This window comes from Mycobacterium sp. 852002-51613_SCH5001154 (assembly GCF_001667425.1).
Taxonomy (GTDB): Bacteria; Actinomycetota; Actinomycetes; order Mycobacteriales; family Mycobacteriaceae; genus Mycobacterium.
In genome coordinates this window covers 95,790-115,863 of the sequence record NZ_LZII01000045.1, presented here as the reverse complement: position 1 = coordinate 115,863, position 20,074 = coordinate 95,790, and the positions used below count along the sequence as shown (strand labels likewise).

12 protein-coding genes and 1 pseudogene are annotated in these 20,074 nt (G+C 68.5%); 10 read left to right on the top strand and 3 right to left on the bottom strand.

Annotated elements, in window-relative coordinates; translation table 11 throughout:
• The first annotated feature begins 24 nt into the window (after positions 1 to 24).
• The 9 genes from A5750_RS12175 (at position 25) to A5750_RS12135 (ending at position 11,508) form a co-directional block, all read left to right on the top strand.
• A complete protein-coding gene (locus A5750_RS12175) occupies positions 25 to 351 on the top strand; it encodes a helix-turn-helix transcriptional regulator (protein ID WP_066953419.1) in 327 nt (108 codons plus the stop codon).
• Positions 352 to 371: 20 nt separating this feature from the next.
• Complete coding sequence (locus tag A5750_RS12170; RefSeq protein WP_066953607.1) at positions 372 to 830, top strand: SRPBCC family protein; 459 nt, start codon at positions 372 to 374, stop codon at positions 828 to 830.
• Positions 827 to 1,450: a maleylpyruvate isomerase family mycothiol-dependent enzyme gene (locus tag A5750_RS12165; protein ID WP_067263083.1), complete on the top strand. Its 624-nt coding sequence runs from the start codon at positions 827 to 829 to the stop codon at positions 1,448 to 1,450. The genes A5750_RS12170 and A5750_RS12165 overlap by 4 nt, the downstream gene beginning before the upstream one ends.
• A 67-nt stretch (positions 1,451 to 1,517) precedes the next feature.
• Positions 1,518 to 4,844, top strand: a complete 3,327-nt coding sequence (locus tag A5750_RS12160; RefSeq protein ID WP_067263080.1) for an arabinosyltransferase domain-containing protein — start codon at positions 1,518 to 1,520, stop codon at positions 4,842 to 4,844.
• Positions 4,841 to 8,038, top strand: a complete 3,198-nt coding sequence (locus A5750_RS12155) for an arabinosyltransferase domain-containing protein (RefSeq protein WP_067263076.1) — start codon at positions 4,841 to 4,843, stop codon at positions 8,036 to 8,038. The genes A5750_RS12160 and A5750_RS12155 overlap by 4 nt, the downstream gene beginning before the upstream one ends.
• 158 nt (positions 8,039 to 8,196) lie before the next feature.
• Entirely contained in the window at positions 8,197 to 8,703 is a 507-nt protein-coding gene (locus A5750_RS12150) for a hypothetical protein (RefSeq protein WP_066953429.1), read from the top strand.
• 108 nt (positions 8,704 to 8,811) lie between these two features.
• On the top strand, positions 8,812 to 9,276 hold the full coding sequence (locus tag A5750_RS12145) for a hypothetical protein (RefSeq protein ID WP_066953431.1): 465 nt from the start codon (positions 8,812 to 8,814) through the stop codon (positions 9,274 to 9,276).
• Positions 9,273 to 9,719 (top strand): FHA domain-containing protein, encoded by a 447-nt coding sequence (locus tag A5750_RS12140; RefSeq protein ID WP_066953433.1) that lies wholly within the window; start codon positions 9,273 to 9,275, stop codon positions 9,717 to 9,719. The genes A5750_RS12145 and A5750_RS12140 overlap by 4 nt, the downstream gene beginning before the upstream one ends.
• Before the next feature lie 10 nt (positions 9,720 to 9,729).
• On the top strand, positions 9,730 to 11,508 hold the full coding sequence (locus tag A5750_RS12135; protein ID WP_067263073.1) for an acyl-CoA dehydrogenase family protein: 1,779 nt from the start codon (positions 9,730 to 9,732) through the stop codon (positions 11,506 to 11,508).
• Between the two features lie 17 nt (positions 11,509 to 11,525).
• On the opposite strand, the pseudogene A5750_RS26595 reads toward A5750_RS12135, so the two are convergent.
• Positions 11,526 to 12,196, bottom strand: a pseudogene (locus tag A5750_RS26595) (DUF6629 family protein).
• Positions 12,197 to 12,581: 385 nt separating this feature from the next.
• Between A5750_RS26595 and A5750_RS12125 the strand changes: the two are divergent.
• Positions 12,582 to 13,127 carry a DUF4383 domain-containing protein gene (locus tag A5750_RS12125; RefSeq protein WP_066953439.1) on the top strand — a complete coding sequence of 182 codons (546 nt, stop codon included), beginning with the start codon at positions 12,582 to 12,584 and terminating at the stop codon, positions 13,125 to 13,127.
• Positions 13,128 to 13,134: 7 nt separating this feature from the next.
• On the opposite strand, the gene A5750_RS12120 is transcribed toward A5750_RS12125, so the two are convergent.
• Positions 13,135 to 14,706 carry an acyl-CoA carboxylase subunit beta gene (locus tag A5750_RS12120; protein ID WP_067263070.1) on the bottom strand — a complete coding sequence of 524 codons (1,572 nt, stop codon included), beginning with the start codon at positions 14,704 to 14,706 and terminating at the stop codon, positions 13,135 to 13,137.
• Positions 14,706 to 19,985 carry a polyketide synthase Pks13 gene (gene pks13 / locus A5750_RS12115; RefSeq protein WP_067263067.1) on the bottom strand — a complete coding sequence of 1,760 codons (5,280 nt, stop codon included), beginning with the start codon at positions 19,983 to 19,985 and terminating at the stop codon, positions 14,706 to 14,708. The genes A5750_RS12120 and pks13 overlap by 1 nt, the downstream gene beginning before the upstream one ends.
• Between the last annotated feature and the right edge of the window lie 89 nt (positions 19,986 to 20,074).

Below are 20,074 nucleotides of genomic sequence, written 5' to 3'. Positions count from 1 at the left end.
TTGGTAAGTGTAAGCTTACGGTTCGTGGCGGCTTACCAAACCGACGGAGATGTCTGGGACGCCCTGGCGGACCGGACGCGGCGGGCCATCTTGGAGCGGCTTGCGCACGGGCCGGCCGCGGTCGGCGAACTGGCGCGGCATCTGCCCGTCAGCAGACCGGCCGTCTCCCAACACCTCAAGGTGCTCAAATGCGCGGGGCTGGTGCGCGACCGCGCCGCAGGCACCCGGCGCGTATATCAACTCGACCCGACGGGCCTCGAGGCATTGCGCGCCGACCTCGACCGGTTCTGGGCGCAGGCTCTGGCCGGCTACGCCCGAAAGATCGACGAGAGTAAAGGAGAAGACCTGTGACGCAACGGATCCCGAACGTTATGCACCACGTTTTGGTCAACGCCCCGATCGAGCGGGCATTCGCCGTCTTCACCGAGCAGTTCGGTGACTTCAAACCCCGGGAGCACAACCTGCTCTCGGTCCCGATCGCCGAAACGGTCTTCGAGCCCCGGGTGGGCGGGCACATCTACGACCGCGGCGTCGACGGCAGCGTTTGCCGCTGGGCGCGGATCTTGGCCTACGAGCCGCCCCGCCGCCTCGTGTTCACCTGGGATATCGGCCCCACGTGGCAACTGGAACCCGACCAGTCGAAAACCAGTGAAGTCGAGGTGCGCTTCACCGCCGAGTCCGACGACCGCACCCGGGTCGATCTCGAACATCGCCACCTGGACCGCCACGGACCCGGATGGGAATCCGTCGCCGAGGGCGTCGACGGTGACGCGGGCTGGCCGCTGTACCTGGACCGCTATGCGCGCCTGCTCGCCGGGGCCCGGCAATGACGGCCACCCTGATGAGCATGGCCCACGACGAGCGGGCCGACCTGGCGGATTTCCTGGCCACCCTGACGCCGCAGCAGTGGGACGCCCCCAGCCTGTGCTCGAAGTGGACCGTGAAAGAGGTTGTCGCGCATGTGGTCAGCTACGAAGAGCTGGGTCCGCTGGCGCTACTGAAGCGCTTCGCCAAGGGCTGGGTCGTCCGGGCCAACCAGGTGGGTGTCGACGAGTTCGCCGGCCTGAGCGCGCGACAGCTGCTCGACTTTCTGCGTGCTCATCTCCAACCACGCGGGCTGACAGCGGGTTTCGGCGGAATGATCGCGCTCGTCGACGGCACCATCCATCACCAAGACATCCGCCGCGCGCTGGGCCGGCCGCGCAGCGTGCCGGCCGATCGGCTCGAGCGGGTCCTCGGGCTGGTGCCGGGCAACCCCAGGCTCGGTGCCGGCCGCCGGATCAGGGGCCTGCGATTGCGCGCCACCGACGTCGACTGGGAACACGGCCGCGGGCCGGAAGTCACCGGCCCCGGTGAGGCGCTGCTGATGGCGATGTCCGGCCGCCCCGCGGCGCTCGCCGACCTCGCCGGCCCGGGCCTGGACACACTGGCCGCCCGGCTCCCCGGCTGAGGCCGCGCGGCCCCGCGCGGCCCCGCGTCCTCAGCGGACAAAGGAGCTTCGCTTACGATCGAGCCTCGTGCCCCACGACGATGATCAGCGTTCGCAGCGGATCCCTCGCTTGGTGGCAGTCGTCGCGGGCCTCGTGGGTCTGCTGTTGTGCGTTCTGGTTCCGTTGCTCCCGGTGAAACAGACCACCGCGACGGTGCTGTGGCCGCAGGGCACCGCGGACGGGCACGTCACCCAGATCACCGCGCCCCTGGTGTCCGGGGCGCCGCGCGCGCTGGACATCTCCATCCCGTGCGCGGCGATCGCCACCCTGCCCGCCGGCGGCGGCCTGGTGGTCTCCACCCTGCCCGCCGGCGGGATGGACGCCGGCAAGAACGGGCTGTTCGTGCGGGCGGACAAGGACCTGGTGGTCGTGGCCTTCCGCGACACTGTCGCCGCGGCCGCGCCGCGCCCGGCGGTCGCCGGCGGGGCCTGCAGCGTGCTGCACGCCTGGGCCGACGCGGGCGCGGCGGGTGCGGAGTTCGTCGGCATGCCCGGCGCCTCCGGGATACTGCCCTCGGAAAAGAAGCCCCAGGTCGGCGGCATCTTCACGGACCTGAAGGTGCCCGCCCAGCCCGGGCTGTCGGCCCGCGTCGACATCGACACCCGGTTCATCACGGCCCCAACCGCCCTCAAACAGCTCGCCATGGGCGTGGGCGCGCTGGCCGTCCTGACGGCCGTCATCGCGCTGGCCGCGCTCGACCGCCGCAGTCGGGGCGGCGGCACGCTGGTCAATTGGCAGTCCCCGATCGCCTGGCTTTCCCGGTACCGTCCCCGTGCGCGCTGGAATTCGTGGCGGCGCGTCGGCATCGCCACCTGGATCGCCGACGCCGGCGTGATCGCGACGCTGCTGGTCTGGCACGTCATCGGCGCCACCTCGTCCGATGACGGCTACAACCTGACCATCGCCCGGGTCGCCCCGAAGGGCGGCTACATCGCCGACTACTACCGCTACTTCGGCACGACGGACGCACCGTTCGACTGGTACCTGGGGGTGCTGTCCAGGCTGGCGTCGGTGAGCACCGCCGGCGTGTGGATGCGGCTGCCGGCCACGCTGGCCGGCATCGCCTGCTGGCTGGTGATCAGCCACTTGATCCTGCGCAGGCTGGGGCCCGGCAGGGGCGGCCTGGCGGCCAACCGGGTGGCCGTCTTCACCGCGGGCGCGGTGTTCCTGGCCGCCTGGCTGCCGTTCAACAACGGTCTGCGGCCCGAGCCGCTGATCGCGCTCGGGGTGCTGATCACCTGGATCCTGGTCGAACGCGCGATCGCGCTGCAGCGCCTGGCCCCGGCCGCCGTCGCCATCTTCGTCGCAATGCTCACCGCGACGCTGGCGCCGCAGGGCCTGATCGCCGTCGCGGCGCTGCTGACCGGCTCGCGGGCCGTCGCCCAGACGATCCGGCGGCGCCGGGCGACCGACGGGCTGCTCGCTCCGCTGGCGGTGCTGGGGGCGTCGCTGTCGCTGATCACCGTCGTGGTGTTCCGCAGTCAGACGCTGGCGACCGTCGCCGAGTCGGCGCGGATCAAATACAAGGTCGGGCCGACGATCGCGTGGTACCAGGACTGGCTTCGCTACTACTTCCTGACGGTGGAGTCCAACCCCGACGGGTCGATGGCGAGGCGATTCGCGGTCCTGGTGCTATTGCTGTGCCTGTTCGGGATGCTGGTCATCCTGCTGCGCCGGGGCGGGGTGCCCGGGGTGGCCAGCGGTCCGGCCTGGCGGTTGATCGGCACCACGGCGGTCGGCCTGTTGCTGTTGACGTTCACCCCGACGAAGTGGGCGGTCCAGTTCGGCGCCTTCGCCGGACTGGCCGGGGCGCTGGGCGCGGTCACCGCGTTCGCCTTGGCGCGGATCGGACTGCACAACCGCCGCAACCTGACGCTGTACGTCACGGCCCTGCTGTTCGTGCTGGCGGTCGCGACCTCCGGCGTCAACGGCTGGTTCTACGTGGGCAACTACGGGGTGCCGTGGTACGACATCCAGCCGGTCGTCGCCAGCCACCCCGTGACGTCGATGTTCTTGACGCTGTCCATCCTCACCGGCCTGCTGGCCGCCTGGCAGCACTTCCGCATGGACTACGCCGGGCACACCGAGGTCAAGGACAGCCGGCGCAACCGGGTGCTGGCGTCGACCCCGCTGCTGGTGGTCGCGACCATCATGGTGGTCGGCGAAGTCGCCTCGTTGACCAAGGGCGCGGTGTTCCGCTACCCGCTCTACACCACCGGCAAGGCCAATCTGGCCGCCATCAGTTCGGGGCTGTCGCCCGCCAGCTGCGCGATGGCCGACGACGTGCTGACCGAGCCCGACCCCAACGCCGGCATGCTCGAGCCGGCGCCCGGGCAGACCTTCGGCCCGGACGGCCCGCTCGGCGGCGCCAATCCGGTCGGCTTCAAACCCGATGGCGTCGGCGACGACCTGAGGTCTTATCCGGTGGTCACCAAGCCGGGAGTGGTGAATTCCGACGCGTCACCGAACAAGCCGAACGCCGCGATGAGTGACTCCGCGGGGACCGCCGGCGGGAAAGGCCCCGCCGGTGTCAACGGCTCGCACGCGGCGCTGCCGTTCGGCCTCGACCCGGCCCGCACCCCGGTGATGGGCAGCTACGGCGAGAACTCGCTGGCCGCCACCGCTACCTCGGCCTGGTACCAGCTGCCGCCGCGCACCGGCGACCGTCCGATCGTCGTGGTTTCGGCGTCCGGCGCCATCTGGTCGTACAAGGAGGACGGCACCTTCACCTATGGGCAGTCGCTGAAGTTGCAGTGGGGCGTGGCCCGCCCCGACGGCAGCACCCAGCCGCTCGCGGAGGTGCAGCCGATCGACATCGGGCCCGAGCCGGCGTGGCGCAATCTGCGATTCCCGCTGACCTGGGCGCCGCCCGAGGCGAACGTGGCGCGGATCGTCGCCTACGACCCGAACCTGAGTTCGGACCAGTGGTTCGCGTTCACGCCGCCGCGGGTTCCGGTGCTGCGGACCCTGCAGCAATTGATGGGATCGCAGACGCCGGTGCTGATGGACATCGCGACCGCCGCGAACTTCCCATGCCAGCGGCCGTTCGCCGAACACCTTGGCGTTGCCGAACTTCCGCAGTACCGCATCCTGCCCGACCACAAACAAACGGCGTCGTCGTCGAACGGGTGGCAGTCCGGTGAGGCCGGCGGGCCGTTCCTGTTCCTGCAGACGATGCTGCGCACCTCGACGGTCGCGACGTATCTGCGTGGCGACTGGTATCGGGACTGGGGATCCGTGGAGCAGTACTTCCGGTTGGTGCCGGCTGATCAGGCGCCGGACGCCGTAATCGAACAGGGTGTGATGACAGTGCACGGCTGGAGCCGGCAGGGACCGATTCGGGCGCTCCCATGACCGTCACGACCGTCAAGAACGTGAGGGTGACGCGGTGGGTCGCGACGATCGCCGGGCTGATCGGCTTCATCCTGTCGGTGGCCACCCCGCTGCTGCCCGTCGTGCAGACCACCGCGACGCTGAATTGGCCGCAGAACGGCCAGTTGAACAGCGTTACCGCGCCGCTGATTTCGCTGACCCCCGTCGACGTGCACGTCACCGTGCCGTGCTCGGTGGCGCGCGACCTGCCACCGGAGGGCGGCGTCGTGCTCAGCACCGCGCCCAAGAAGGGCAAGGACGCCGCGCTGAACGCGTTGTTCGTGGTCGTCAACGGCAAGCGCGTGGACGTCACCGACCGCAACGTGGTGATCGCCAGCGCGGCGCGTGACCAGGTGGCATCCCCCCAATGTCAGCGCATCGAGATCACCTCTACGAAGGCGGGCGCCTACGCCACGTTTGTCGGACTGAACGATCCGGCGGGCAGACCGCTCGGCGGCGGTTTCCCCGATCCGAACCTGCGGCCGCAAATCGTGGGGGTGTTCACCGACCTGACCGGCCCCGCCCCGCCGGATTTGCAGCTGTCGGCCACCATCGACACCCGGTTCTCCACCACCCCAACGACTTTGAAACTTGTCGCGATGGTGCTGGCGATCGTGTCCACCATCGTCTCGCTGGTCGCGCTGTGGCGGCTCGACCAGTTGGACGGTCACCGGATGCGCCGGCTGATCCCGGCGAACTGGCGCACGTTCACCCTGGCCGACGTCACCGTGATCTCCGGATTCGTGCTGTGGCACGTGATCGGGGCGAACTCGTCGGACGACGGCTACATCCTGGGCATGGCCCGGGTCGCCGACCGCGCCGGCTACATGTCGAACTACTTCCGTTGGTTCGGTAGTCCCGAGGACCCCTTCGGCTGGTACTACAACCTGCTGGCGCTGATGACCCATGTCAGCGACGCCAGCCTGTGGATGCGGTTGCCGGACTTGATCGCAGGGATCGTGTGCTGGCTGCTGCTCTCGCGCGAGGTGCTGCCCCGGCTGGGGCCCGCGGTCGCCCGCAGCAAGGCGGCGAACTGGGCGGCGGGCATGGTCCTGTTGACCGCCTGGATGCCGTTCGACAACGGCCTGCGGCCCGAACCCATCATCGCCGTCGGATCGCTGATCACCTATGTGCTGATCGAGCGCTCGATGCGCTACAGCCGGCTGACGCCCGCGGCGCTGGCGGTCATCACCGCAGCCTTCACGCTCGGCGTCCAGCCCACCGGACTGATCGCGGTGGCCGCGCTGATCGCGGGTGGCCGTCCGATCCTGCGCATTCTGGTCCGCCGCCATCGCCTGGTCGGCACCTGGCCGCTGGTGGCACCCATGCTGGCCGCCGGAACGGTCATCCTGACCGTGGTGTTCGCCGACCAGACGCTGTCAACGGTGTTGGAAGCCACCAGGATTCGCACCGACATCGGGCCCAGCCAGGCCTGGTACACCGAGAACCTGCGCTACTACTACCTGATTCTGCCCACCGTCGACGGATCGCTTTCGCGCCGCTTCGGCTTCCTGATCACCGCGCTGTGCCTGTTCACGGCCGTGTTCATCATGTTGCGGCGCAAGCGAGTTCCCGGTGTGGCCCGTGGACCGGCGTGGCGACTGATGGGCGTCATCTTCGGCACCATGTTCTTCCTGATGTTCACGCCCACCAAGTGGGTGCACCACTTCGGGCTGTTCGCGGCGGTGGGGGCCGCGATGGCCGCGCTGACGACGGTGCTGGTGTCACATGAGGTGCTGCGCTGGTCGCGCAACCGGATGGCGTTTTTGGCGGCGGTGCTTTTCATCTTGGCGCTGTGCTTCGCCACCACCAACGGCTGGTGGTACGTCTCCAGCTATGGCGTGCCGTTCAACAGCAGCATGCCGAAAATCGGTGGAATCACGATCAGCACAATCTTTTTCGCATTATTCGCGATCGCCGCCCTGTGGGCGATGTACCTGCACTTCGCGTCCAGGAGCCGCGGCGAGGGACGGTTGGCGCGGCTGGTGACGGCGGCGCCCATCCCCGTCGCAGCGGGATTCATGGCGGTGGTGTTCATCGCGTCGATGACGGCCGGCATCGTGCGCCAGTACCCCACCTACTCCAACGCCTGGGACAACCTGCGGGAATTCAGCGGCGGTTGCGGGCTGGCCGACGACGTGCTCGTCGAGCCGGACAGCAACGCCGGCTTCATGGCGGCCCTGCCCGACAATTACGGCCCGCTGGGCCCGCTGGGGGGTGTCAACCCGACCGGGTTCACCCCCAACGGGGTACCGGATCGCACGCTCGCGGAGTCGGTCAAGGAGACGTCGGTGCCGCAGCCCGGAACCGACTACGACTGGGATGCGCCGACCAAGCTGAGCACGCCGGGTGTCAACGGGTCGACGGTGCCGCTGCCGTACGGCCTCAACCCCGATCAGGTGCCGCTGGCGGGCAGCTACACCAGCGGCGCGCAACAACAGAGCAAGCTGACCTCGGCGTGGTACCAACTGCCGAAGCCCGACGCCGGACACCCGTTGGTGGTGGTGACCGCCGCCGGCACGATCGCCGGCAACAGCATCCTGCACCACCACACCAACGGGCAGAACGTGGAATTGGAATTCGGCAAGCCCGGCCCCGGCGGCGCCGTGCTTCCGGCCGGGCGCCTGGTGCCTTATGACCTGTACGGCGAGCAACCCAAGGTATGGCGGAATCTGCGCTTCGCGCGCTCCCAGATGCCGACCGACGCCGTCGCGGTGCGGGTGGTCGCCGAGGACCTGTCCCTCACGCCGGACGACTGGATCGCCCTGACCCCGCCGCGCGTTCCGGAGCTGCGCTCGTTGCAGGAGTACGTCGGCTCGACGCAGCCGGTGCTGATGGACTGGGCGGTCGGACTGGCCTTCCCTTGCCAGCAGCCGATGCTGCACGTCAACGGCGTCACCGAGATCCCCAAGTTCCGGATCACTCCGGACTACAACGCCAAAAAGCAGGACACGGACACCTGGCAGGACGGGGTCAACGGCGGTCTGCTTGGGATCACCGATCTGCTCCTGCGCGCCCATGTGATGTCGACCTACCTGTCCCACGACTGGGGCCGCGACTGGGGATCGCTGCGCAAGTTCGACACCATCGCCGATGCGCAACCCGCGCGGCTCGACCTCGGCACCGCGACCCGCAGCGGGTGGTGGTCCCCCGGGCCGATCCGCATTAAGCCTTAGCTGCTTTATAAATGCATCGCCTTTAATTAGTCAGCCGCCAAATAGCTGCCTAAATTAACGGTCGAGTAATTGTCCGCATTGGGTTTAATTCCGCCGATTTCGGGTTAATACTCATTCCGCTGTGATCCACTTCACACGGACCCAATAGGTGGCCCCCCATGCACGCGCTGACACGACTCGGAACATGTGCGGCGGTGATCACCGTGGTGATCACCCCGGCGGCGGCGCTCGAAAACACCAAGGCGGCCGCCGAGGGCGGCACCACGGTAGCCCTGGACAACTACTATCGGCGCTGCGATTTCAGCCGCGTCGGCGTAGCCCCCAAAGTGCCCCGGCCCGGGCTGGGCACCGGTTCGGCCCAGATCCATACCTCCGGGTCAAAAGCGGTCGCCGAGGTGCACCTGTACGACGAGCCCGAGCCGGGCACCCACTTCGACGTCGGGCTCATCCAGATGCCGCGGCCGTCGTCGAGTCCCTGCGGGCCGGGTGATCCGGGCACCGCCTTCTCCGGCATGGACATCGACCCGGCGGGCAACGGAACGGCGACCGTCCAAGACACCATTCGGCCCGGCACCACTGGCGTGTGGGTGATTATCGAGCGGTCCAACCCGAACTCGCAGAATCCAGCGGAGTTTTACACGTCCGAGTTCGTGGCACCGGTATAAGCCCCCCTCCCTGCCAGGGAGTGCCATAAGTCCCTATCTCGACGCCGCGGTCAAGTGCTCCGATAAAGGAGATCGCCGAATGACCGGCACCGCATGAGAGGTACGGCAATGAACGTTCCACAACAGTCGCAGACGACACGCTTCTTCTCCCGCGTGCTCGGTCCCTTCCTCGTGATTGTCGATGTGACGGCGGTGGCGCGCGCGTCCGACATGCAATCGCTGCTGTCGCAGTTCGAGGCGAACTCGATGTGGACCTTCGTCACCGGCGCCTTCATCTTGTTGCTCGGCCTGACCATTGTCGCCGCTCACCAGAACTGGCGCGGCGCCGCGGCGGCCATCGTTTCCCTGCTCGGCTGGCTGATCGTGTTGCGGGGCCTGCTGCTGGTGGCCTTCCCCAAGTTCTTCGCCTCGCTGGCCAACGACATGATCGGCGCGCAAGCCTGGTGGATAGCGGCGTGCGTCGTCTTCGCCGTTGTCGGTGTGTACCTGACCTACGTCGGCTGGGCACCGGCACCGACGCGGCCGACGTCGCAGGGCGCCGCGGCCAGCCCGGATCTGCCGCGAGCCGCGTGAGCGACACCGGGTCTACGCCGAACCGGCCGACGCAGCGCGAAGGTTCGGAGGAACTCACCGGCGACATCGGCACCGCGGTGCCGCCCGAGTTCGACGCGCCGGCAACCGCCGCCGCCGCGGCGCTCGAGGACACACCGACGCTGAGCCCGGGCTCGGCGCTGCTCGTCGTCACGCGCGGGCCCAACGCCGGCGCACGGTTCACCTTGACCCAACCCGTCATGGCGGCGGGCCGGCATCCCGAAAGCGACATCTACCTCGACGACATCACCGTCAGCCGTCGGCATGCCGAAATACGTAGCGAGGGTGGCCAATTCCGCGTCGTCGACGTGGGCAGCATGAACCGCACCTATCTGAACCGGGAGCCCGTCGACTCGGCGGTGCTGGCCAACGGTGATGAAATCCAGATCGGCAGGGTACGTCTGGTTTTCCTCACGGGCGCGTAGCGTCACTCCCATGAGCGACTACGCCGTCGAGGCGGTGGACAGGCTGCCCTTCTCCACGGAGGAGAAATCGCAGCGCTACCAAACCGAAAACTACCGCGGGGCCGTCGGTCTCAACTGGTATCGCACCGATCCCACCCTGCAGTTCACCATGGCGTACTACCTGCAGCCGGATGAACTGGCGGTCCTAGAGCCGCATCTGGTGCGCATGGGCGAGCTGATGGGCGGTCCGGTCGCGCGATGGGCGGAGGAGACCGACCGCAACCCACCCCGGCTGGAGCGTTACGACCGCTGGGGACACGACGTCAGCCAGGTCGTCATGCCGGTCTCCTTCACCCAGTCCAAGCGCGCGGTCCTGGATGCCCAGCAGGCCCTGCGCGACGACGCGCGCGCCGCCAAGGTGAGCTCGGGCCTGGGCCTGTTCGCGTCCAACTATCTGCTCAACCAGGCCGATATCGGGATGGGCTGCGCGCTTGGCACCGGCGGCGGCATGGTCCAGTCACTGGTGGCCGCCTACGCGCCGGCCGACGTGCGTGAGCACGTGCTGGCCAAGTTCGCCTTGGGCGAGTGGGCGGGCGAGACGGCGCAACTGCTGACCGAACGGACCGGCGGCTCGGACCTGGGCGCGCTCGAGACGACGGCGACCCGCGCTGGGGACGCGTGGATTCTCAACGGCTTCAAGTGGTTTGCGTCCAACTGCGGTGGCGAGGCGTTCGTCGTGATGGCCAAGCCGGAGGGCGCGCCCGACTCATCGCGGGGCATCGCCAACTTCCTGGTGCTGCGCACCCGCCGTGACGGGTCGCGCAACGGGGTGCGGGTGCGCCGTCTGAAGGACAAGCTCGGCACCCGATCGGTGGCCTCCGGCGAGGTGGAATTCGTTGACGCCGAGGCGTTTCTGCTGTCCGGGGAACCCGCCGGCGAGGCGGGACCGTCGGACGGCAAGGGGCTGGGCCACATGATGGAGCTGACCAACGCCGCGCGCCTCGGCATCGCCCTGTTCGGGCTCGGCAACGCGCGCCGCGCCCTGGTCGAGTCGCTGTGTTACGCCCGGCGGCGGCAGGCGTTCGGCGGCGCGCTCATCGACAAGCCGCTGATGCGGCGCAAGCTCGCCGAGCTGGTCGTCGACGTCGAAGCCGCGCAGGCGATGGTTTTCGACGGCACCGGTGCCACCAACCATCGCCAGCCCCGCAGCATGCGGCAGCGCATCGCCGTGCCGGTCACCAAGCTCAAGGTCTGCCGGCTCGGGATCACCGCCGCGTCCGATGCGATCGAAATCCACGGCGGCAACGGCTATATCGAGACCTGGCCGGTGGCCCGGCTGCTGCGCGACGCGCAGGTGAACACCATCTGGGAGGGGCCCGACAACATCCTCTGCCTGGATGTGCGGCGCGGCATCGAGCAGACTCGCGCCCATGAGCCGTTGTTGGCGCGGCTGCGCGACGCGGTGTCGGTTTCCGATGACGACGACACCACCCGGCTGGTCGCGGGGCGCATCGAGGACCTGGACGCGGCGATCACGGCATGGTCCAAACTCGACCGCGACATTGCCGAGGCGCGGTTGTTCCCGCTAGCTCAATTCATAGGCGACGTGTACGCCGCGGCGCTGCTCACCGAGCAGGCCGCCTGGGAGCGTGCCACCCGCGGCCGGGAGCGCAAGGCGCTGGTCGCCCAGCTCTACGCGCAGCGGTATCTCGCCGACCGCGGGGCGCTGCGCGGCATCGACGCCGACTGCGACGAGGCGTTGGAGCGGTTCGACGAACTGATCGACGGCGCGCTGACGGTCGACCCCTGACAGTGATTCGTCGGGCCTCAGTGGGGTATCAGCGGACGCGTCGGCACACCGTGGTAGCGATGCGGGTCGGGTAAGCGCCTGCGGCGCACCATGTGTAGCAGAACCAGAACCGACGCCGCCGCAGCGTAGACGCACCACAGTGATGCGAACCCCCGGGTGTAGAGGACGGCGACCACGATCAGCCCGACCAGGTTGAGCAATCCGAAAGCGACGATCGATCGATAGCCCGACATCACCGCCCCCCCGATGACAGCCACGATGTAGAGCACCGCCCACACAGCGCCGTTCTCGACGCCGGTATGGTAACTCAACGCATGTGGAAGCCTGCGCACGCTGACCGGATTGGCCAGGACGGCGAAGGCGAGGTACGACGACACGACGACACCGAGCAACACGAACGGCGCCACTCGTAACCGGGCCCCTTCGGTTCGAGAAGTAGCACCGCCAGCGGAACGTACGTCGGCAACAACGCGAAGGCGATCAGTACATACGCCAGAACCGCCAGATGTGCGACGCCGACGGACCGGTCACCGTCCTTGGCCGCCCATACGACAGCTTCGATGAACTGGTGCAGGGAGAAGATAGTCGGCAGCAGCGCGAACGGCAGCTCCCGCGGGTGTTTCACCTCTCGCAGTGACACCGCGGCCACGGGCAGCAACGCGGTCCCTGCCACCAGGTCAGCCGTCATCGAGAAACACACATTGCCAATGCTGCCATGGGCCTTGCGCGCGCAACTCGTGTGGAACTCAACTCGCGCTCGGTCACTGCCCACACTGCCGCCACGCCACTCGAACGGCTGCCTGCCACCTGGGACATCGCTGAGAGTTTCGCGGGCAGTGCGTGTCCGGGTACGGAGTGGGTAAGACCGGGTGCGGAGACGCAAAACGAGCACCATGTGGTCGCCGATGGCTACCCATCGGCGATCTCAGCGCCACTGCCGAACGGAGATGATCCATCTGTCTGACACCGTCTTGCATGTGCCGACGACCACGCCGGGCGTGGTAGTCGACGAGACCCGAAGGCCCGTTACGCCGACTGCGAGCACGCCTCGGCCGCGGCGGGAAGGTTGAGCAATGTCGCCTGTCACCCAAGGCCCCATGGGGCGTTTGACATCCGAGCTACGCCTGATCAGCCGCAACCCGAGCCACTTCCGAAGTGGCCGGTGGTACCTACTGGCCGATGGCTTGCTGCTGATTGCTCTGGGCACAGCCGGGTTCGTCTCCGCCGGCGTCCATCCCCACGCCCCGCCCGTCGGCGCCCCGCTGCTGGGACTCGCGTTGACACCCTGGCACAGCGCACTACTGTTCGGGTTTGGGGTGTTGGCCGTCTTCGGCGCGGTCCAGCGCCGCGCGGCGGTCGCCGTAACTGCGCTCAGCTCACTGGTTTTCGTGGCTCTGGTGATCATCGGCGCGATCTTCGCGACGCATCACACGCCTGGACCGCTCGGCTTCGAACCGCGCGACATCGTGTTGCACGGCGTGCTGGCGGTGGCGAATTTTGCTGTCCTGTACTGGCTCATCCCCGACGCGCTGGAGGGGCCGGATTGGGTCCCGCGCCGGGGCACTGAGACCGGGCAGCGCACAGAGCCGGCCACGCCGCCGGCGGGTCCGGCCGCCTAGCTGCCCCTTAGACCGGGATCAGCCCGTGCTTGCGCGCCGTGCGGAACCACAACTGCTTGTCCCGCAACAGCTTCAGGGACTTACGCAGCAACAACCGGGTCTGGTGCGGGTCGATGACCGCGTCGATGAAGCCGCGTTCGGCGGCGGTCCACGGGATCGCCATGTTGAGGTTGTAGCCCTCGATGAAGTCCTTCTTGATCTGCTGCGCCTCGGGCGTCGTCGGGTCGGGGAACCGCTTCATCAGCAGCTGCGCGGCGCCCTCGGCGCCGATCACCGCGATACGCGCGGTGGGCCAGGCGAAGTTGAAGTCGGAGGTCAGCTGCCGGGATCCCATCACGGCGTAGGCGCCACCGTAGGACTTGCGCACGGTGATCGTCACCTTCGGCACGTCGGCCTCGACCACCGAGTAGAGGAACCGGCCGCCGCGCTTGATGATGCCCCTCTTCTCCTCCTCGGCGCCCGGCAGGAAGCCCGGGGTGTCCACCACGAACACCAGCGGGACGTTGAACGCGTCACAGAACCGGATGAACCGCGCGGCCTTGTCGGAGGCCTCGTTGTCGATCGACCCGGCCAGGTGCATGGGCTGGTTGGCGATGACGCCGACCGGGCGCCCGTCGACGCGGGCGTACCCGGTGATGATGGCCGGCCCGTGCTGCGCGGCGACCTCGAGGAAGTCGCCGTCGTCGAAGATGCGCAGCAGGATTTCGTGCATGTCGTAGGCCGCGTTGTCGGAGTCCGGCACGATCGTGTCGAGCTCCAGGTCGGTCGGCGTGACCTCTGGCTCCAGCCCGGGGTTGACGATCGGCGGATTGTCGAAGCAATTGGACGGCAGGAATGACAGGAAGTCACGCACGTACTGGAACGCTTCGGCCTCGGAATCCACCACCTGGTGGATGTTGCCGTAGCGGGCCTGCGCGTCGGAGCCGCCGAGCTCGTCGAGGGTGACGTCCTCGCCGGTGACCTCCCTGATGACGTCGGGACCGGTGACGAAGAAGTAACCCTGGTCGCGCACCGACACGAGCAGATCGTCTTGGATCGGCGAATACACCGCTCCCCCAGCGCATTTGCCGAAGATGAGGGAGATCTGCGGGACCAGACCGGACAGCGCCTCGTGGCGACGGCCCAGCTCGGCGTACCACGCCAGCGAGGTGACCGCGTCCTGAATCCGGGCACCACCCGAGTCCTGGATGCCGATGATCGGGCACCCAACCATCGCGCACCACTCCATCAGCCGCGCGACCTTGCGGCCGAACATCTCGCCGACCGTGCCCTGGAACACCGTCTGGTCGTGGGAGAACACCCCGACCGGCCGGCCGTCGATCATGGCGTGCCCGGTGACGCAGCCGTCACCGTAGAGCGCGTTCGGGTCGTTCGGCGTTTTGGCCAGCGCCCCGACCTCGAGGAAGGTGCCCGGATCGACCAGTGCGTGGATGCGGGCGCGGGCACTGGGAATGCCCTTCTGGTCGCGCTTGGCGACCGCCTTCTCACCTCCCGGCTCCTTGGCCAATTCCAGGCGAACGTGCAGCTCGGCCAGCTTTTCAGCTGTCGTGTGAGCGCGAGAAGGCTCCGCACCGGTCACTACTTGCCCACCTCACTCGTCCGGCGGCGCCCCGCCTCGATGTTGTCCAGCGCCTCGGTCATGTGCGCCCCCACCTTCGCGATGATCGGCTCGTCGATGGCCTGGATGTGTTCCCCACCGATCGGCACGACCTCGAGGTCGGCCACGTACTCACCCCAGCCGCCGTCCGGCTGACGAACCGCATACCGCGGCTCGAACTCGATGACGTCGTCATGGTAGCGATCCGCCATGTAGAGCGTGACGTGACCGTCGTACGGCTCGATCTGGACCGTTTCCAAGGCGCGGTTGTCCAGGTATGACGTGCGCTGGTGCTCGATGATCCCGCCCGGGACCTGCACGCCGCTCTGCTGGACGATCTCCAACACGAACTTGACCTGGCCCTCGTCGTCGAGCTCCTCGAGCTGCTCGTAGGGGATCGCGGGAATCTCCACGTTGAAGGTGCGCTCGGCGAACCTCGCGTACCGGTCCCACCGCTTGCGGGTCTCCTCCCTGGTCTGCGGGATCTCCTCGCCGGCCCGGACCGTGTCGATCATGCCGACGAACGCGACGTTGGCGCCCATCCGCTTGAGCCCGATCGCGCAGGCATAGGCCAGGGCGCCACCCAGTGACCAGCCCACCAGGATGAACGGCTTGTCGCCGTTGATCTCGAGCAGTTTGGGCACGTATTGGGCGGCCCGTTCCTGCACGGTGCCCTCGACACGCTCGAGCCCGTACATCGGGGTGTCCGGCGGCAACCGCTTGAGCAGTGGCTCGTAGACCACCGTCGAACCGCCGGCCGGGTGGAAGACGAAAACCGGTATCTGCGAATCGTCTTGCGGCGCCCGGATGGTGCGCACGAATCCGTCGAGCTCGCCGGCCTCGAGGTAGCTGCGCACCTTCTCGGCCAGCGCCTCGATGTTCTGCGACGTCAGCACGTCCTCGACGGTGATCGGGCCCTCGGCCCGCTCGGAGAGGCGCTGCGCCATCTTCGCGGCCTGCTCGTCATCCAGCTTGGGCAGCGGGTTGAAGATGCCGCCCGGGGACTTGCCGGTGATGATCGCCCACGTCGCGAACGTGACCCGTTCGGAGGCGTCGCGCGGCGGCACGTCGGAGTTGAGCGCCTTGGTGACCGCCTCCTGGTTGAGCGCTTGTGCGGCGCCCGCGAGGTTGGGCTTTGCCTGCCCGGCGCCATTTCCCTTGGGTCCCGACGGTTCCGTGGGCGGTGGCGGGAGGGGCGCGTCGGAGGCCGGCGGCGGCGCCTCTTGCGTCTGCGGCTCGGCCTGCGGATCGGGTGCCGGCGCCGTCACCGTGGCCGGCGTCGCGCCGCTCACCATCTCCGCCTGCATCCGGGCGATCTCTTCGGGTGACTGCGTCTTCTGGTATTCGTGCAGCTGCTCGACCTCGTCGCGGTGCTCGACCGCGTACTTGATCAGCTCCTCGATGTTGTAGAGGTTGGCGTCGCGGACCGCCGTCAATTGGATCGGCGGCAGGTCGAAGTCGTACTCGACGCGGTTCTTGATCCGCACCGCCATCAGCGAGTCCAGGCCGAGCTCGATCAGCGGCACCTCCCACGGCAGGTCCTCTGGTTCATAACCCATGGCCGAGCCGACGATCAGGCCCAGGCGCTCCGCGACGGTCTCGCCCGACTCCGGCGACCATTTGCCCATGCTGGCCGAGAAGTACCGGTTGGTCAGGCTGTCCGTCAGGGTTTCGGCGTCGGCCTCCTCGACGGGCGTCTCCGGCGCGGCCGCCGCCCCGTTGGACGGGGCGGTGATCGCCGCTGCGGCACCGACCGCGGCCGGCAGGGCGACGCCGGCTTCCCCGGCCCGGGCCACCAGCGCGTCGTAGACCAGCGTGAAGGACTCGTCGATGCGGGCATGCACCTGCACCGACGCGCCGCGGGGGTGCCGGGTCAGCGTCGTCACCAGCCGGGCGCCCTCGCCGGGAACCGCACGCTGTTCGGCCGCCGCGAGTTGCGCGTCCGGAAGCACCTCGGCCGCAGCGGTTTTCACCAGGGCGGCGAGGTCCGTCGCACCGCGGGGGTGGAACTCCCAGACGTGGCGGCCGTCGGGCAGCGCGACATGGTTGCCCGGCATGAGCGCCGAGCTGCCGCCGTGCGCGAAGTGCACGTCCAGCCAGTGCTCCTTGCGCTTGAACCGGGTCGGCGGGATGTTCGCGTAGTCTGCCGGTCCGGCGGCACGGGTGAACAGCGTCCAGATGTTGAGGTCGTGGCCGTAGACGTAGAGCTGCGCCATGGTCGAGACCATCGACTCGACCTCGTCCTGCTTGCGGGCCAGCGTCGGGATCAGCTGGGCGTCGTGCAGCCCGGCCGCGGCCGTGGTCAGTCCGACCTGCATGAGCGCGACCGGATTGGGCGCAAGCTCCAAGAAGGTGGTGTGCCCGCTGTCGACGGCGTTACGGACGCCGTGGGTGAAGTAGACGCTGTGGCGCAGCCCCTTCTTCCAGTAGTCGACGTCGTGGATCGGCTCGCCGCCGGGCTTGATGTAGGTGCCCTCGTGCACGGTCGAGTAAATCCCGACGGTCGGGCTCGTCGGCTTGATGCCTTGCAGCTCCGCGGCGAGCTCCCCGAGCAGCGGGTCCATCTGCTGGGTGTGGCTGGCGCCCTTGGTCTGGAACTTGCGGGCGAACTTGCCCTCGGACTCCGCGCGGGCGATGATCGCGTCCACCTGCTCGGGCGGACCGCCGATGACGGTCTGCGTGGGGGCGGCGTAGACGCACACCTCCAGGTCCGGGAAGTCGGAGAACACCGTCTTGATCTCGTCGGCGGAGTACTCCACCAGCGCCATCAGCCGGATGTATTCGCCGAACAGCATCGCCTCGCCCTCACCCATCAGGTGCGAGCGCGAGCAGATGGTCCGGGTGGCGTCGCGCAGCGACAAACCGCCGGCGAAGTACGCCGACGCCGCCTCACCCAGCGACTGACCGACCACCGCGGCGGGCTTGGCGCCGTGATGTTTGAGCAGCTCGCCCAGCGCGATCTGGATCGCGAAGATGGTGACCTGGGTGGTCTCGATGCCGTAATCCTGCGAGTCGTCGAGGATCAGCTCGAGCACCGAGTAACCCAGCTCGTCCTGGACCAGCGCGTCGACCTTCTCGATCCACTCGGCGAAGACCTCGTTGCGCAGGTACAGGCTCTTGCCCATCTTGCGGTGCTGCGCGCCGAACCCGGCCAGCACCCACACCGGGCCGTTGGTCACCGGCCCGTCGACGCTGAACACGCCCGGCCGCTGCTTGCCCTCGGCCACCGCGCGCAGGCCCTTGATGGCCTCTTCGTGGTCGTGCGCCAGCACCACCGCCCGGGAGCGGCCGTGGTTGCGCCGCGACAGCGCCCGCCCGATCGATTCCAGCGACGACGCCTGACCCTCCGGGCTTTCCATCCAGTCGGCCAGCTCGGCGGCCGCCGCCTTCTTGCGCGAGGTCAAGAAGGCCGAAACGGCCAGCGGGATCAGGGGTTTGGTCGGCTCCTCCGCCTCCTGCGCGGCGAGCTCCTCCAGTGCGATCTCTTTCAGCCGCAGCGCCTCGTCGGTGACGCCGGGCAGCTCGTAGTCTTCGTCCTCCTCGGCCGCCTCGGCGTCCGGGATGATGTTGCCGAAGTCGTCGAAGCGCAGCGCGTGACTCTCCATGGTGGGGGCATCGGCGGTTTCGGCCGCGGCCTGCGGTTCGGGCGCGGGCTCGGGTTCGCGTTCGATCACGTCGCGCGGCAGCACCTCGCGCACCACCAGGTGCGCGTTGGCACCGCCGAAGCCGAAGCTCGACACCCCGGCCAGCGCGTAGCCGCCGTACCGCGGCCAATCGGTGGGCTGGTCGATCACCTTCAGGCGCATCGCGTCGAAGTCGATGTAGGGGCTGGGCCCGGCGAAGTTGATCGACGGCGGCAGCTTGTCGTGCTGCAGGGCCAGCACCACCTTGGCCATGCTGGCCGCGCCGGCCGCCGACTCCAGGTGACCCACATTGGTTTTCACCGCACCCAGCAGAGCCGGGCGATCGGCCGGACGTCCCCGGCCGACGACGCGGCCCAGGGCCTCGGCCTCGATCGGGTCGCCCAGGACGGTCCCGGTGCCGTGCGCCTCGATGTAGTCGACGGTGCGCGGGTCGATGCCGGCGTCCTTGTAAGCCCGGCGCAGCACGTCGGCCTGCGCATCCTGGTTCGGCGCGATCAGGCCGTTGGACCGGCCGTCGTGGTTGACCGCGCTGCCCGCGATCACGGCCAGAATCTGGTCGCCGTCGCGGCGGGCGTCGTCGACCCGCTTGAGCACCAGCATCCCGCCACCCTCGGAGCGGGTGTAGCCGTCGGCGTCCGAGGAGAACGACTTGATCCGGCCGTCGGGGGACAAGACTTGGCCGATCTCGTCGAAACCGAGCGTCACCACGGGCGTGATCAGCGCGTTGACGCCACCGGCGACCGCGACGTCGGCCTCGCCGTTGCGCAGGCCCTGCACGGCCTGGTGGATGGCCACCAGCGAGCTCGAGCACGCGGTGTCGACGGCGACCGACGGACCGCGGAAGTCGTAGAAGTAGGAGACCCGGTTGGCGATGATCGACGTCGCGGTGCCGGTGATGGCGTAGGGGTGCGCGACGGTCGGGTCGGACACCGCCAGGAAGCTGTAGTCGTTGTTGGAGACTCCGACGTAAACGCCGACGGACTGTCCGCGCAAGCTCGACGCCGGGATGTGCGCCTGCTCGAGCGCCTCCCAGGTCAGCTCCAGCGCCATCCGCTGCTGCGGGTCGATGTTGTCGGCTTCGGTCTTGGCCACCGCGAAGAACTCGGAGTCGAAACCCTTGATGTCCGTCAGGTAGCCGCCGCGGGTGCGGGCCTTCGCCAGCCGCTCGGCCAGCCGCGGCTCCTCCAGGAACTCTTCCCAGCGCCCCTCCGGCAAGTCGGTGATGGCGTCGCGGCCCTCCATCAGCGCCCGCCACGTCTCGTCGGGGGTGTTCATGTCGCCGGGCAACCGGGTCGACAAGCCCACGATCGCGATGTCGACACGGTCGGCCGGGCCGTTGCGCGTCCAGTCCGAAACGTCGTCGCCCGAGGTGTCGATCTCGGGCTCGCCCTCGATGATCCGCGTGGCGAGCGACTCGATGGTCGGATGCTGGAACGCCACCGCGACCGACAGCGTGACACCGGTCATGTCCTCGATGTCGGCGGCCATCGCCACGGCGTCGCGCGACGACAGGCCCAGCTCGACCATCGGTACCGACTCGTCGATGTCGTCCGGTGACTTCCCGACGGCCCGGCCCACCCAGTTGCGCAGCCACTCGCGCAACTCGGGGACCGTCATTGTGCGCCGCTTCTCAGCATCGCTTCGTCCCCCGCAAGCGGGAGGTGCCCCCACTGCATCATCGCCGGCGCCCAAGTCGGTCTTCGTGT

What these genes read in the sequence shown, in the direction of transcription:
- A5750_RS12170 (WP_066953607.1), top strand. Translation starts at nt 372, where the DNA reads ATGCACCACGTTTTGGTCAACGCCCCGATCGAGCGGGCATTCGCCGTC.
- A5750_RS12165 (WP_067263083.1), top strand. Translation starts at nt 827, where the DNA reads ATGACGGCCACCCTGATGAGCATGGCCCACGACGAGCGGGCCGACCTG.
- A5750_RS12145 (WP_066953431.1), top strand. Translation starts at nt 8,812, where the DNA reads ATGAACGTTCCACAACAGTCGCAGACGACACGCTTCTTCTCCCGCGTG.
- pks13 (WP_067263067.1), bottom strand. Translation starts at nt 19,985, where the DNA reads ATGACGGTCCCCGAGTTGCGCGAGTGGCTGCGCAACTGGGTGGGCCGG.
- A5750_RS12155 (WP_067263076.1), top strand. Translation starts at nt 4,841, where the DNA reads ATGACCGTCACGACCGTCAAGAACGTGAGGGTGACGCGGTGGGTCGCG.
- A5750_RS12150 (WP_066953429.1), top strand. Translation starts at nt 8,197, where the DNA reads ATGCACGCGCTGACACGACTCGGAACATGTGCGGCGGTGATCACCGTG.
- A5750_RS12135 (WP_067263073.1), top strand. Translation starts at nt 9,730, where the DNA reads ATGAGCGACTACGCCGTCGAGGCGGTGGACAGGCTGCCCTTCTCCACG.
- A5750_RS12125 (WP_066953439.1), top strand. Translation starts at nt 12,582, where the DNA reads ATGTCGCCTGTCACCCAAGGCCCCATGGGGCGTTTGACATCCGAGCTA.